This window comes from Rouxiella silvae, from assembly GCF_002093625.1.
In the GTDB taxonomy this organism is placed as follows: domain Bacteria; phylum Pseudomonadota; class Gammaproteobacteria; order Enterobacterales; family Enterobacteriaceae; genus Rouxiella; species Rouxiella silvae.
Genome location: NZ_MRWD01000054.1, coordinates 1 through 14,196, shown reverse-complemented (window position 1 = coordinate 14,196; position 14,196 = coordinate 1). Strand labels below are relative to the sequence as shown.

Annotated in this window: 11 protein-coding genes and 1 tRNA gene; 1 reads left to right on the top strand and 11 read right to left on the bottom strand. The window is 52.4% G+C overall.

The window, feature by feature from the left end; all coding sequences use genetic code 11:
- Positions 1-267: 267 nt before the first annotated feature.
- The 10 genes from BS639_RS19255 to nnr all read right to left on the bottom strand — a co-directional run bounded on the left by BS639_RS19255 (position 268) and on the right by nnr (position 12,662).
- On the bottom strand, positions 268-1,566 hold the full coding sequence (locus BS639_RS19255) for an adenylosuccinate synthase (RefSeq protein WP_055782342.1): 1,299 nt from the start codon (positions 1,564-1,566) through the stop codon (positions 268-270).
- Between the two features lie 206 nt (positions 1,567-1,772).
- The gene (hflC, locus tag BS639_RS19250) at positions 1,773-2,783 is read right to left on the bottom strand and encodes a protease modulator HflC (protein WP_055782337.1); all 1,011 of its coding nucleotides are present in this window, start codon (positions 2,781-2,783) and stop codon (positions 1,773-1,775) included.
- Positions 2,784-2,785: 2 nt separating this feature from the next.
- Positions 2,786-4,060, bottom strand: coding sequence for an FtsH protease activity modulator HflK (hflK, locus tag BS639_RS19245; RefSeq protein ID WP_055782334.1), 1,275 nt, complete (start codon positions 4,058-4,060; stop codon positions 2,786-2,788).
- Between the two features lie 17 nt (positions 4,061-4,077).
- A complete protein-coding gene (hflX, locus tag BS639_RS19240; protein ID WP_055782331.1) occupies positions 4,078-5,436 on the bottom strand; it encodes a ribosome rescue GTPase HflX in 1,359 nt (452 codons plus the stop codon).
- Positions 5,437-5,534: 98 nt separating this feature from the next.
- A complete protein-coding gene (hfq, locus tag BS639_RS19235; RefSeq protein WP_055782328.1) occupies positions 5,535-5,843 on the bottom strand; it encodes an RNA chaperone Hfq in 309 nt (102 codons plus the stop codon).
- A gap of 114 nt (positions 5,844-5,957) precedes the next feature.
- The gene (gene miaA / locus BS639_RS19230; protein ID WP_055782324.1) at positions 5,958-6,899 is read right to left on the bottom strand and encodes a tRNA (adenosine(37)-N6)-dimethylallyltransferase MiaA; all 942 of its coding nucleotides are present in this window, start codon (positions 6,897-6,899) and stop codon (positions 5,958-5,960) included.
- Entirely contained in the window at positions 6,892-8,850 is a 1,959-nt protein-coding gene (mutL, locus tag BS639_RS19225; protein ID WP_055782321.1) for a DNA mismatch repair endonuclease MutL, read from the bottom strand. Before mutL ends, miaA begins: the two co-directional genes overlap by 8 nt.
- Positions 8,851-8,892: 42 nt before the next feature.
- The gene (gene amiB / locus BS639_RS19220; RefSeq protein ID WP_084984062.1) at positions 8,893-10,662 is read right to left on the bottom strand and encodes an N-acetylmuramoyl-L-alanine amidase AmiB; all 1,770 of its coding nucleotides are present in this window, start codon (positions 10,660-10,662) and stop codon (positions 8,893-8,895) included.
- Between the two features lie 7 nt (positions 10,663-10,669).
- Positions 10,670-11,137, bottom strand: coding sequence for a tRNA (adenosine(37)-N6)-threonylcarbamoyltransferase complex ATPase subunit type 1 TsaE (gene tsaE / locus BS639_RS19215; RefSeq protein ID WP_084984061.1), 468 nt, complete (start codon positions 11,135-11,137; stop codon positions 10,670-10,672).
- 10 nt (positions 11,138-11,147) lie between these two features.
- Positions 11,148-12,662, bottom strand: coding sequence for a bifunctional ADP-dependent NAD(P)H-hydrate dehydratase/NAD(P)H-hydrate epimerase (gene nnr / locus BS639_RS19210; protein WP_084984060.1), 1,515 nt, complete (start codon positions 12,660-12,662; stop codon positions 11,148-11,150).
- Here nnr and queG point away from each other — a divergent pair.
- The gene (gene queG, locus BS639_RS19205) at positions 12,661-13,818 is read left to right on the top strand and encodes a tRNA epoxyqueuosine(34) reductase QueG (protein ID WP_055782307.1); all 1,158 of its coding nucleotides are present in this window, start codon (positions 12,661-12,663) and stop codon (positions 13,816-13,818) included. The two genes, nnr and queG, sit on opposite strands and share 2 nt — an antisense overlap.
- Before the next feature lie 301 nt (positions 13,819-14,119).
- Here queG and BS639_RS19200 read toward each other — a convergent pair.
- Positions 14,120-14,195, bottom strand: a tRNA-Gly gene (locus BS639_RS19200).
- Position 14,196: the final 1 nt, after the last annotated feature.

Below are 14,196 nucleotides of genomic sequence, written 5' to 3'. Positions count from 1 at the left end.
GTATTTTTACCCTTTTCATTCGCGATTATGATGACAGCAATAATCCGCATATACCCGAAAGATGTCAGGTAAGTTAAAGATTACTCTATTGGATGGGCTGGCCGCCACAAAGTTTGTCTTTAAATCAAACACACGCTGAAAATGGGAGCATTACCTGGGGAAAAACGTCGGCGAAGGCGTTGGCTGGCACATAAATTGAAACCGGGCATGATACCCGGTTTTTATTGCACACGTTGAGACAGAGCATTTTACAGCGCGGAATGACGTTTATGCGTCAAACGGATCGCGCAGGATCATGGTTTCGCTGCGATCGGGTCCGGTAGAGATAATATCAATCGGCACTTCAGTTAGCTCTTCTACACGTTTAATGTAGTCGCGCGCCGCCTGCGGCAGTTTATCGAGCTCTTTAACCCCAAAGGTTGTTTCGCTCCAGCCAGGCATGGTTTCGTAAATCGGTTCGATACCTTCCCAATTTTCAGCGGCCAACGGCGTAGTGGTCACCTCTTTGCCATTTGGTAGGCGGTAAGCGATACACAGTTTGACCTCTTTCAGGCCATCAAGCACGTCGAGCTTGGTCATGCAGAAACCTGAAAGCGAGTTTATTTGCACTGCGCGACGAACCGCAACGATGTCGAGCCAGCCACAGCGACGGCGACGGCCGGTGGTTGCGCCAAATTCGTTACCCTGCTTGCACAGGTATTCCCCGACATCGTCGAACAGCTCGGTAGGAAAAGGACCTGCGCCCACACGCGTTGAGTATGCTTTAACAATACCCAATACGTAGTCCACATAGCGCGGGCCAATACCTGAACCGGTGGCCACGCCGCCCGCAGTCGTGTTGGATGATGTCACGTAAGGATAGGTGCCGTGGTCAATGTCGAGCAGCGTGCCTTGAGCACCTTCGAACATGATGAGCTCACCCTGCTTGCGGGCGTTATCGAGCAGATCAGACACGTCGACCACCATCGCGGTCAGAATGTCAGCGACCGCCATGACATCATCGAGAACTTTTTGATAATCAACTGCTTCCACTTTGTAATAGTTAACCAACTGGAAGTTGTGATAATCGATAATTTCTTTCAGCTTGTGGGCAAACGTTTCTTTATTGAACAGGTCACCGACGCGCAGGCCACGGCGGGCCACTTTATCTTCGTAAGCAGGACCAATACCGCGACCGGTGGTGCCGATTGCTTTCGCACCACGGGCCTTTTCGCGCGCCATATCAAGGGCAACGTGATAAGAGAGGATCAGCGGGCAAGCCTCGGAGATCAATAGACGTTCGCGAACCGGGATCCCACGGGCTTCGAGTTCACCCATCTCTTTCATTAATGCGTCAGGCGCCAGAACCACACCGTTGCCGATGATGCTGGTGACATTTTCACGCAAAATTCCAGAAGGGATTAAATGAAGTACGGTTTTTTCACCGTTGATAACCAGAGTATGACCGGCGTTGTGACCGCCCTGATAGCGCACAACATATTTAGCCCGTTCAGTCAGCAAGTCGACAATTTTGCCCTTGCCTTCGTCACCCCATTGAGTGCCAAGTACGACAACGTTCTTACCCATCTCGATAATCACCCGGTTGCGTTAAAAAAGGATTCTACCATCCTGACCCACGCCTTTCAGTACTTTTAGCATACGATTGGCTGAAAAATATCCGTTTCGTGGTGCAGCTCTCTTACTCAAAAATTCTTAATCTCTAGATATGACAAAAGGCCCGTAAAGGGCCTTTTGGGATACTGCAAAGTAGACAATTTCAGCGTGAAATCGGCTTACGGCTTGATGGTTTTAGCCGGTGATTTCATGTAGCGGAAGAAATCATCATTTGGACTCATGACCATCACGTCGTTACCGCTGCTAAAGCTCTCTCTGTAAGCCTGCAGGCTACGGATAAAGCCATAGAAGTCTGGGTCGGCGCTGAATGCATCGGCAAACAGTTTGGCGGCTTGAGCATCGCCTTCACCACGAGTAATACGCGATTGACGCTCTGCCTCTGCAAGAGTACGGGTGACTTCGTAATCGGCAGTGGCGCGCAGCTTCTCGGCTTCTTCCTGACCCTGTGAACGGTGACGACGTGCCACGGCTTCACGCTCTGCACGCATACGTTGGAAGATAGCGTCAGAAACTTCAGCCGGCAGGTTGATTTGCTTGATACGCACGTCAACCACTTCGATACCGAGTGCGGCCATACTGTTCGGGTTCACCGCAGGGACTTTACCGTTGGTTTCCTGCTCTACGCGCTTGGCAACGGAAGCGATAGCGTCATCGGCTTCAGTGGTAGCGGCAGCAGCGGCATCATCATCATCGGTGCCTTTATTCAGGGCATCTCGCACGTCCAGAGTCAAACGACCGCGTGAATCGGTAACGATATCTTTTACGTCCAGACGACCAATTTCGGAACGCAGACGGTCACTGAATTTACGTTTCAGCAGAACTTCTGCCTGCGACACATCGCCACCGCCCGTTGCCAGGTAATAACGGCTGAAGTCGCTGATACGCCATTTCAGGTAGGAGTCTACGATCAGGTCTTTCTTCTCTTTGGTGACGAAGCGGTCGGCCTGGTTGTCCATGGTCTGAACGCGTGCATCCAATGTTTTCACTGATTCAACGAAAGGCACTTTAAAGTGCAGGCCCGGCGCATACACCAGCGGCTTATTATCGCCATCGCGCAGAACTTTACCGAAACGCAGCACAATGCCACGCTGGCCTTCCTGAACCACAAACAGTGAAGCATAGAGCGCCACCAGCACCACAACAACGACAAGTATTATTGACTTACGCATGGTTATTCTCTCCCTACGCGAAGGGTGTCGTCACGCTGTGCGTCCGCACGGCGTTGATCCATGACACTGCCAGAAGAACTTGAGCTGTTGCTGGCACTGCTTTTCTTAACACTGTTTGACGGCGTGGCTGACTGACGAAGTGGGATCATGCTGCTCGCATCATCACCGCTGTCGTTGGTTGCACCGGCTTTACCGCGCAGAAGCTGGTCCAGCGGCAACACCATCAAATTATTGCTTTTATCGTTAATTAGCACTTTACGCGTGTGGCTCAGTACGTTTTGCATTGTCTCGATATACAGACGCTCACGAGTAATTTCCGGTGCGGCTTTATATTCAGGCAACAGTTCGGCAAAACGGGCAACTTCACCCTGCGCTTCCAGTACGGTACGATCTTTGTAAGCTTTAGAGTTTTCTAACAAACGCTGTGCCTGACCGTTCGCACGAGGCTGCACTTCGTTGGCGTAGGCTTCGGCTTCACGAATGTATTGCTGTTCGTTTTCACGTGCGGCAATCGCATCATCAAACGCGGCTTTCACCTCTTCAGGCGGGCGTGCCGTCTGGAAGTTGACGTCCTGAACGGTAATCCCCATGTGATAAGGACGGATAGTCTCTTCCAGCACGCGCTGTGTATCGCTACGCACGGTAGTACGGCCTTCGGTCAGGATTTTATCCATGGTGTATTTGCCGATTACGCCGCGCAGCGCACTGTCAGTTGCCTGACTCAGGCTGTCGTCAGCGTTAGCCACGCTAAACAGATAGGCGCGAGGATCGGTCACGCGGTACTGCACGTTCATTTCAACGCGCACCACGTTTTCGTCGGAGGTCAGCATGATGCCAGAAGCTGCAAGCTCACGAACGGATTCAACGTTAACCGCTTGAACCTTATCGATAAAGGTTGGCTTCCAGTTCAGGCCTGGCTCAACCAAATGGCTGAACTTACCGAAACGAGTGACCACGCCACGCTCTGCTTCTTTAATGGTATAGAATCCGCTGGCTGCCCAAATCACCACCACGGCAACCACGGCAAGACCGGCGAAACGACCACTCAAGTTCTTCTGCGGGCCGGTGGTATTTCCGTTGCCGGATCCCTTACCGCCAAAACCGCCAAGTTTTTTGCTGAGTTTACGAAAGATATCATCAAGATCGGGAGGGCCTTGTTCGCGCCCGCCTTTGTTATTATTGCCACCAGAATTATTTCCACCAGAGTTGCCGCTATTGTTGCTGCTTCCCCAGGGGTCGCGGTCCTGTCCGTTATTACCGGGCTGATTCCACGCCATGTTATAGCTCCATTATTCTATGATTGGTGTTCTTCAGGCTCTATATCAGTCAAGTTATCCCAGTGGTTTTTCTCTTCGAAATCTACCGGGAATCCGTTACGGACATACTCGCCCATAGCCGGTTCTTGTTTGCAGAGGCGACGCCAGTCAACAATGGGCATACGCACCATAAGACCCACACTCCCGTCCTCTTCATTCCATTCTTTTTCAATCGCCTGAAGCTGGTAAAAACGGCTACGAAGGCGGCCCGCTTCCGGTGGCAAACACAGTTCTACCTGTGCTATTTCACCTGACAGACGCTCCGTTAATGCCTGAAATAGCAACGGGATACCTTCACCCGTCACGGCCGATAACCAGACCCTGATTGGTAAATTCTCGTCGTTACGGTCGATACGTGGAACAAAATCGTCCAGCATATCTATTTTATTCATCACTAACAGCGCAGGGATGTCATCTGCTTCAATCTCTGCCAGCACCGTATTTACCGCGTCGATATTTTCCTCAACGCGAATATCGGCTGCATCAATCACATGCAATAACAGAGATGCCTGTCGGGTTTCCTGCAACGTTGCTTTAAAAGCGGCAACTAAATCGTGGGGCAGGTGACGAATAAACCCTACGGTATCTGCCATCACTGTTTCACCCACATCGGCAACCATAATGCGTCGCAGCGTCGGATCCAGTGTGGCAAACAACTGATTAGCCACGTAAACATCGGCATCAGTAATTCGGTTAAACAGTGTGGACTTTCCGGCGTTGGTATATCCAACGAGTGAAACAGTCGGAATATCAGCCCGCACTCTGGAGCGTCGTCCCTGCTCGCGCTGTTTGGCAACACGTTCAAGGCGACTTAAAATAAGGGTGATTCTGTCGCGTAAAAGACGGCGGTCAGTTTCAAGCTGGGTTTCCCCAGGACCGCGCGAACCAATACCGCCACCCTGACGTTCAAGGTGAGTCCAGCCTCGCACAAGTCGGGTTGCAATATGGCGTAACTGTGCCAATTCTACTTGTAATTTACCTTCGTGAGTACGGGCGCGCTGGGCAAAAATATCTAAAATAAGTCCGGTACGATCGACCACGCGACATTCGCACAAGGCTTCCAGATTACGTTCCTGGCCAGGTGATAAAGCGTGATCAAACAGGATTACAGATGCGCCGGTTGCTTTAACAGCATCTGCGATTTCTTGGGCCTTTCCTTCACCGACAAAGTATTTAGGGTGCGGTGCCTTACGGCTCCCGGTGATGACTTGCAACGCCTCAACACCTGCAGAAGATACCAGCGATTCAAATTCGCTCAGGTCTTCAGTGACTTTGTCTTGCGAGAAATAGATATGAACCAGTACGGCCTGCTCACCGGCTTCATAACGGTCAAACAAGCGTGTGACCTCTCAATTGAGAAATAAGATTCAACGAGGGGCACATAAGCGGTTTTACACCTCTTATGAACCCCTTCGAAATTGAACAGCTGTGCGCCTTATTCGGCGTCATCGCCATCCTGCGGCTGCTGGGTAGCAGTCGGTGTGCTTCCATGATGATAGTTGTTGGTCGTGCCACCACCTGGATTATTACTGTGATGAGAAACCGGGCGTGAAGGCACAACGGTGGAGATAGCGTGTTTGTACACCATCTGGCTTACCGTGTTTTTCAAAAGAATCACAAACTGATCGAAAGACTCAATCTGGCCTTGCAGCTTGATACCATTCACCAAGTAAATAGAAACCGGAACACGTTCGCGACGCAATGCGTTCAGGAACGGATCTTGCAAAGATTGCCCCTTAGCCATTCTATCTTTTCCTTATTTGTTTGTTGTTTGTAACTTAGAGCCTATAAGCTCGAAAATAAATCACATAAAAAATTTGCGCGTTGAGTACTTATCAATTGTACACAATCATCCAACCTATGCACTAACAACCTGAATTACACGGTTTAAGGCTTCTTCAGGCTTCTCTGAATCAAGCCATTCGACCCCTTCCCAACCGCGCAGCCAAGTCATCTGGCGTTTGGCCAGCTGCCGTGTCGCACAAACACCACGATAAACCATTTCATCGTAGTCGATTTCACCAGAAAAATATGACCACATCTGGCGATAACCCACACAACGAACGGAAGGCATGTCCGTATGCAAATCACCTCGAGTGAAAAGCGCCCTGGCTTCGGTTTCGAATCCGTTCGAGACCATTTGCTGGAAGCGCATTTCAATACGATCATGCAACAATTGGCGACTCGTAGGTGCAATCGCAAATTGATGTACCCGGTAAGGTAAGCTTTCACCCGAAGTTTTAACGAGTTCCGTTAAAGTTTTACCCGAAATATAAAAAACTTCCAGTGCTCTGGAGAGTCTCTGCGGATCATTCGGATGAATTCGCAGTGCCGAAACCGGATCTATCTCACTCAGTGTAGCGTGTAAAGCTTCCCACCCCATCTGCGCAGCCTGCGTCTCAATGCGTTCTCGCACTTTTGGGTCCGCCGGTGGAAGAGGAGAAAGCCCCTCGAGCAACGCCTTGAAATAAAGCATTGTTCCACCCACTAATAACGGAATTTTCTTACGCGACGTTATCTCATTCATCTCACGCAGTGCATCGGCGCGAAAATCGGCGGCCGAATAAGAGTGCGCGGGATCCAAAATATCTATCAGACGGTGCGGTGCAGCCTGCAACTCTTCAACGGTAGGTTTTGCCGTGCCGATATCCATGCCTTTGTAGATAAGAGCAGAGTCGACGCTAATAAGTTCAACCGGAAGATGCTGGCGTAGGGCCATCGCCAGGGCAGTTTTACCCGAAGCCGTGGGACCCATAATAAAAATAGCGGGGGGTAAAGCTTTGTTTTCGAGATCAGTCATGCTTGAAAGCCGCCAATGCCGGCTGTAAATCAACAGGTTGCAAGAGTCCGGACGGGGGGGACTTGACCAACTGGGGGCAAAGCCGCTCAACGTCCGTGAGTAATTGTATTGCTTGTGAAACGGTCCAGACCTCATGCTCACTGCCGATACTGCGAGCAAACCACATAGCTACCGCATCAGGAGTAACCTCCCGCAGAACCGCAATATAGCCTAACAGGTCGGGTATCAACTTTTGTAAATTTTGTTTACGTAATGGTAAAGGTACGGCACGTAAGGTCCCACGCTGCTGTTCCAAAAGCATTTCTATACCAAAATGCTGCAACATGGCCTGATGCTGAGTAAAGGCCGTGCGTTCTTCCTTACTTAAGGTCAATTTTACTGGAATAAGTAAAGGCTGAGGCCGCAATCCTTCAGTAGTGGGGGTGAGTTGGGCCGTTTTCAACCATCTTTCCGCTACGGGCAATGATAAAAGCACAAGTTTTTGTTCGCGCTCAAGCAGGGCAAAAAGTGAATGGCACACAGTCATCACCCGACCAAAGCTTTGGCTGTGCCCTTCAAGAGCCACTTCCTGAGCGGGTGTGGTAACAACCGACGTTTTCTCACTCACCGCTGGCGCGACGGATGCTTTATTCGGCACAGACTGTTTTTCGGTGTTATATGTTTCATTTTCAGACGGTTGCAACAGCCGCTGATAAAGATCGCCCTGTGGTCTAGTGTAAGGATTACCTTCAGTAAAACGTTGAGCCGGCTCACGCAGGTGTGCAGAACGCGAGGTTTCAGGAAAAATAGGTTTAGCCGCAGCAGGTGTTTTAACCGCCAGTTCTTGCTGCGTTGGCGTGCTTCTTGCGGGTTCGGAAGGCTGAGCAAAATGGTTACCGCCAGCGGCCTGACGATTCTCGGGCTGCCAGCGCGGTTGTTCTTCAGCCGTTTCTTCGCTATTTAGCTGCGGGCTACCCGCCTGCTGCAACACCGTGACTATCGCCTGATAGATAAAGTCGTGCACCAGCCTCGATTGATGGAAGCGAACTTCGTGCTTGGCGGGATGCACGTTAACGTCAACCTGATGCGGATCGACATCGAGATACAGCACATAGGCGGGTTGTTGATCGTCTTTGAGCTGGTCCTGATAGGCCTGGCGGATCGCGTGGTTGATCAACCGGTCTTTCATCATGCGATTATTTACGTAGCAGTACTGCATGTCCGTCAGGCTGCGCGAACCTGCAGGGTCAGCAACCCAGCCGCGAATAGCCAAATCGCCATGACGCCATTCAACCTCAAGTGCGTGTTCAACAAAAGTAGTGCTGCAGATGCTGGCCAGACGACGCGAATTTTGTGCCGGATCTTTCACCGCACGGTACTGCCGCATCAACTTGCCGTTATGGCTGAGGTTAATTGCCACGTCGAAACGCGCCAGCGCAATGCGTCTGACCACTTCATCGATGTGGGTGAATTCGGTTTTTTCGGTACGCATAAACTTGCGACGCGCGGGCGTGTTGTAGAAAAGATCCAGCACTTCAACCGTTGAACCTTGCGGATGCGCGGCCGGTTTTACCGTCACCGCCATGTCGCGACCTTCAGCATAGGCCTGCCAGGCTTCATCCTGCGTGGCGGTGCGTGAGGTCAGCATGAGGCGAGAAACGGAGCTGATACTGGCCAGCGCCTCGCCGCGAAAGCCCAGGCTGAGGATAGCCTCGAGATCGTCAAGCGAGCTGATTTTACTGGTAGCATGACGCGCCAAAGCCAGCGCAAGTTCGTCTTTACCAATACCGCAGCCATTATCACGAATGCGAATAAGCTTGGCGCCGCCGCGGTCGATATCAATATCAATGCGCGTGGCGCCCGCATCGAGACTGTTTTCAACCAGCTCTTTCACCACTGACGCGGGGCGTTCAACAACCTCACCGGCGGCAATCTGATTTGCCAGCTGTGGTGGCAGTATCCGAATCGGCATGGTCGCTCCTGTCATCGTGAAAAGATTACCTTCAACGCCCGGTCAGGAGTGAGGAATGGTCAGGGTCTGACCAAGCTGCACATCACCGGATTTCATATGATTCGCCGTTCTGATCTCACTCATACTAACACCGTATTTTGCCGCTATTGCCGAAAGCGTGTCGCCGCGCACCACTTTATGCTTCGCCGCCTTCTTGGCCGACTGCGCTTTGCTGACTTTCGCCGTCACGTTTCGTGAAACCGCCGAGGTCGCTGCCGGAACTTTCAGCCGCTGGCCAACCCACACGCCGTCTTTTTTCAGCTTGTTGAGGTCGCGCAGCGCGCTCGGCGTGGTGGCGTAATGCGCCGCAATGCCTGTCAATGTTTCACCGCGTTTGACCTGATGAATCTGCGTCGCACCGCCCAGCGCTGCCGTGGCTTCAATCGGTCCCGGCTGGCTCAGTGAACCGCTTGTTGGCGCTGAGTTAGTTACCGCCGTTGCGCTCGCCAGCAACGGTCGGTTTTCGACCTTTGGGCCGGATTGCAACGGATGCGCCAGGAAATAACTGCGCAGGCCTTCATAGATGGCATGCGCAATTTGATCCTGGTACGCGCTGCTTCCAAGCAGCCGCTCCCCATTTGGATTACTGATGAAGCCGGTTTCGACCAGCAGCGAAGGAATATCCGGTGACCGCAATACCCCGAGGCTGGCGTGTTCAGGCTTGGCTTTGTGCAGTGCGCCCACTTTGCGCAGCTGCTGCAATACTTTGGTGGCGACGTCATACCCTACGCGCTGCGAGTGCCCAAACTGTAAATCAAGCACCGCCTGACTGAGATAAGGATCTGAGGCAGTATTTGCCAGCATGTCTCCGGCACCGCCGAGCAGTTCCGACTGTTTCTCATGCTGTTCGAGCCAGTTACCCATTTCGCTGTTGGCACGGCGGTTGGACAGCACCCACACGGACGCACCGCTGGCACTACGATTCGGCGCCGCATCGGCGTGAATAGAGACCAGCAGGTTAGCCCCCTTTTTACGCGCTACGTCCGAGCGGCCCATAACCGAGATAAAATAATCACCGTCACGGGTCAGAACGGGTTTAAACATCGGGTCGCGGGCCATCTCGGCCTGCAGCTTGCGGGCAATCGCAATGGTCACATTTTTCTCTTTCAGGCCGCCACTGCCCTGTGCGCCGGGATCCTGGCCGCCGTGACCGGCATCAATTGCCACAATCACCTGATTGTCAGAGGTTGTGCCACGCGTTCTTGGCGTGAGACCGGTGCTGGCAACCGGAGCACTGGTCGCGAGAGGGGCCTTATCGCCGTCAAAAGGATTACCCGCCGGCAGTGCGGCAGTCGCGGGCCTGCTGGTGGTTTGTACGCGAGAAATAGTGGGTGATGAACCCCGCTGTGGTGCGACAGCATTGAGCGTGAATACCACCGTATACCGGCTGCCGTCCTGTTGAACCTGCGCGTTGGTTCTGACCTTTTGAGTCAATTCAAACACCAGACGCTGCGTGGTGGCATCAGCCGGAGTGCTGGCGCGTACGCGCTTTACCAGATTTTGTCCGCTAAAATTCAGCGGCATTCCACGCATCACGCCACTTTGCTTGATGTCGATGACTACCCGCTCTGGGCTATGCAGCGGAAAGAAGGAGTAGTCAGGTTTGCCATCAAAAGTGATGGTGACGGTTGATTGCGCGCTCCCATTGGAAACATTGATATTTTTCATACCTGCGCCAAAGGCAGGAACGATTGCAGCCGGTGCCATCACGGTAAAAGTGAGCACCACAAGAGCCGCGACTGTTTTCCAAAATCTGTTAACGCAATGAATCATTACAGCATTATCCTTGCTCTTGTAGCTTCTGCAGTAGGCGGTTACCTGCCTCTGAAACGGCCTTGATGGTCGCCAATCGGCCTTCGGGCTGGTATTCGAGCGTCAGCTCCAGGTCAGGTTCAGGCAAAACGCCCGCACCTTGCTGTGGCCACTCCACCAGACAAATCGCGTCTTCGGTAAAATAGTCGCGAATGCCCATAAACTCCAGCTCTTCGGGGTCGGCGAGACGGTACAGATCAAAATGATAAACCGCCATCGGATGAAGCTGATAAGGCTCCACCAGCGTATAAGTTGGGCTTTTAACATTGCCCTTGTGTCCGCGCGCCTGTAAAAAACCGCGGCTAAAGGTGGTTTTACCTGCGCCTAAATCTCCAAAAAGATGGATAACGGTTGAGCCCAAACAGGCAGTGGCTAAATCAGCCCCAAGTTTCAAGGTTGCGTCTTCGTCTGGCAGAGGTAAGGTCAGTTGATTCATTGGATAATGTCTATTTTTCTAGGTCAGGGTTAACCAACGGGGTTATCCAGGTTAACAAATCCGTTGCCAGCATGCCGCGTGTGCCCTGGCGTTGCGCAATGATGTCTGCCGCCGCACCGTGAACTACCGTTCCGGCGCAGGCTGCATCATAAAAAGATAACTTCTGGGCGAGCAAGGCGCCAATCACGCCTGAAAGGATATCACCCATGCCGCCGCTTGCCATACCGGCGTTACCGACGTCGGCAATCGCGACTTGGCCGTCTTCAGAGCCTATCAGCGTACCCGCGCCTTTTAATACCACGACACCACCGTAGCGTTCGGTCAGGCGTTGCAAAGAAAGTAAGCGGTCGCTTTCAATTTCCTTCACTGTACAACCCAACAGTCGGGCGGCCTCACCGGGATGAGGCGTCAAGACGCGATTTTGCCGTTTCTGTGGATTTTTTGCCAGCATGTTAAGCGCATCTGCATCCCATAATGCAGGTTTTTCGCTTTCGGACGCGCGTTTGAAAGCGGATTTTCCCCAATCGTTCTGACCTAACCCCGGCCCAATGACCACAGTGCTGGCCCACTCAAGTCCCTCGGACAGCGATGCATCGGTCAACGCCTGCACCATCAGTTCGGGACGGGCGGTGAGAAGTGGCGCAATGTGTTGTTTGTGAGTAAGTACTCGCACCATTCCTGCACCCGTACGCAGCGCGGCCTCTGCTGCCATGCGGATGGCGCCAGCAAAACCGCTATCTCCACCAATCAGCAACAAATGTCCGTGCTCGCCCTTGTGAGAGCAGGGCCGACGCGGTTTGAGCCATTCCGCCAACCTTCGAGTGTCTAGGCGTTGCAGCAGAGGCCGATGCCCCCCCAGCCAACTCTCGAGACCCAGCGCGCTATGCTGCAACTCACCGACATAGTCGCGGGCCTGTCCGGTGAGCAGGCCGGGTTTCAAGGCAATAAACGTTACCGTCAGCGCAGCGTGAACCGCTTCACCCGCCGTTGTGCCGGTTTCAGCCGCCAGCCCCGACGGAATATCAAGGGAAACAACCGGCGCATGTTGCTGATTAATCGCTTTAATGAGCTGCGCCAGCGGTTCGCGCGGCGCCGAGGTTAGCCCCGTACCCAACAGTGCATCAATCAGCAAGTCTGCATCGTGCGGCCAATCGGCGCTGATGTCGCCAACCTGCCCACCGGCATTCAACCACCCTTTTCTTGCCTGTTCAGCTTCGGCGGGCAGCATTTTTGAGCCGCTTACCGCCAGCAGAGTCACGTTGAGACCGGCATTTTTAGCCAGACGCGCGACTTCGTAGCCGTCGCCACCATTATTGCCGTGGCCACAAAGCACCACCCAGTGGGTAGCATGGGGAAATTTCTGTCGAGCAGCACGAAAAGCGGCGGCCGCTGCACGCTGCATTAGCGTAAACAATGAAAGGCCTGTATCCTGCGCCGCTTGTGCTTCGGCCTGCCGCAACCAGTCTGCAGAATAGACGGAATAGGGTAAACTGTGCAGGTCCTGTTTTTCAATTTGGTTAGTCATGACGCACCTCCTCGATCTCGAACAATTAGCCCAACATATCAAGCAATGGGGCCAGTCGCTAGGCTTCCAACAGGTTGGCATCTGCGATACCGACCTGTCGGCAGAAGAGCCAAAGCTACAGGCATGGCTTGATAAACAATATCATGGAGAGATGGAGTGGATGGCGCGTCACGGCATGTTACGCGCCCGTCCGCATGAGCTGCTGCCCGGAACGCTGCGGGTTATTAGCGTGCGCATGAACTATCTTCCGGCCAAAGCAGCCTTTGCAAAAACGCTGAATAATCCAACGCTTGGCTACGTGAGCCGCTACGCGTTAGGTCGCGACTATCATAAAGTTTTACGCCAAAGGCTGAAAAAGCTGGGCGATATGATCCAGACATTTTGCACCGAGTCCCAACCTGACCTGGCACTTAGCTTCCGCCCATTTGTTGATTCAGCCCCCATCATGGAACGCCCTTTAGCCGAAAAGGCGGGGCTTGGCTGGGTTGGTAAGCACTCACTAATACTTAACCGAGAATCCGGCTCATGGTTCTTTCTCGGCGAACTCCTCATCGACCTGCCTCTGCCGGTGGATAAACCACAGGAAGAGCAGTGTGGGCGCTGCGTGGCCTGCATCACTATCTGTCCGACCGGTGCTATCGTTGCGCCCTATCAGGTTGATGCACGCCGCTGTATCTCTTATCTCACCATTGAACTTGAGGGCGCTATTCCAGAAGAATTTCGTCCACTGATGGGCAATCGTATTTATGGCTGTGATGACTGCCAGCTTATTTGCCCGTGGAATCGCTACTCGCAACTGACCGACGAAGATGATTTCAGCCCGCGTGCCGCCCTGCATGCACCTGAGCTCATCGCGCTGTTCAATTGGAAAGAGGAGAAGTTTCTGCGCATCACTGAAGGTTCGCCCATTAGGCGCATTGGCCACCTGCGCTGGCTGCGTAATATTTCTGTGGCACTGGGCAATGCCCCCTACGATGAAAACATCGTTTTAACGCTGCAAAGCAGAAAAGGGGAAAATAGTATGCTGGACGAACATATCGAATGGGCAATCGCGCAGCAGTTGGCCAGAAGAAGCGAACATCAGGTAGAAGTGCAGTCTTCGCAGAAGAAAAGGCTGATCAGAGCGGTGGAAAAAGGTTTACCGCGAGATGCATAAAATGGGGGTTATTTTGTGAATACAGAATTATCCCCGCTGTGCATAAAAATAAAATTGCTTTGCCGATCAATTGCAAAAAAAAGAGCAAGCGATCGCCATAACGTTTTGTGATTAATTTTTATTGATAAAAATCAACGAGTTATTTTTTGGCAATATCCAGTGTACGAATAACCCACAGTGCAAAAAACGAACGTAATCTGTGGATAACTCTGTTCACAAAATTAATTCAACACATTTTTGGCAAAGGCAAAAACGCCCGTAAGAGGCATCGTGACTGGCTTGGTGATTTGAAGAAGAAAATTGGAGCGGGAAACGAGACTCGAACTCGCGACCCCGACCTTGGCAAGGTCGTGCTCTACCAACTGAGCTATTCCCGCT

Bases quoted from the DNA above. Each gene is read 5' to 3' on its own strand.
- BS639_RS19255 (WP_055782342.1), bottom strand. From the start codon at position 1,566: ATGGGTAAGAACGTTGTCGTACTTGGCACTCAATGGGGTGACGAAGGC.
- hflC (WP_055782337.1), bottom strand. From the start codon at position 2,783: ATGCGTAAGTCAATAATACTTGTCGTTGTTGTGGTGCTGGTGGCGCTC.
- hflK (WP_055782334.1), bottom strand. From the start codon at position 4,060: ATGGCGTGGAATCAGCCCGGTAATAACGGACAGGACCGCGACCCCTGG.
- hfq (WP_055782328.1), bottom strand. From the start codon at position 5,843: ATGGCTAAGGGGCAATCTTTGCAAGATCCGTTCCTGAACGCATTGCGT.
- miaA (WP_055782324.1), bottom strand. From the start codon at position 6,899: ATGACTGATCTCGAAAACAAAGCTTTACCCCCCGCTATTTTTATTATG.
- mutL (WP_055782321.1), bottom strand. From the start codon at position 8,850: ATGCCGATTCGGATACTGCCACCACAGCTGGCAAATCAGATTGCCGCC.
- amiB (WP_084984062.1), bottom strand. From the start codon at position 10,662: ATGATTCATTGCGTTAACAGATTTTGGAAAACAGTCGCGGCTCTTGTG.
- tsaE (WP_084984061.1), bottom strand. From the start codon at position 11,137: ATGAATCAACTGACCTTACCTCTGCCAGACGAAGACGCAACCTTGAAA.
- queG (WP_055782307.1), top strand. From the start codon at position 12,661: ATGACGCACCTCCTCGATCTCGAACAATTAGCCCAACATATCAAGCAA.
- nnr (WP_084984060.1), bottom strand. From the start codon at position 12,662: ATGACTAACCAAATTGAAAAACAGGACCTGCACAGTTTACCCTATTCC.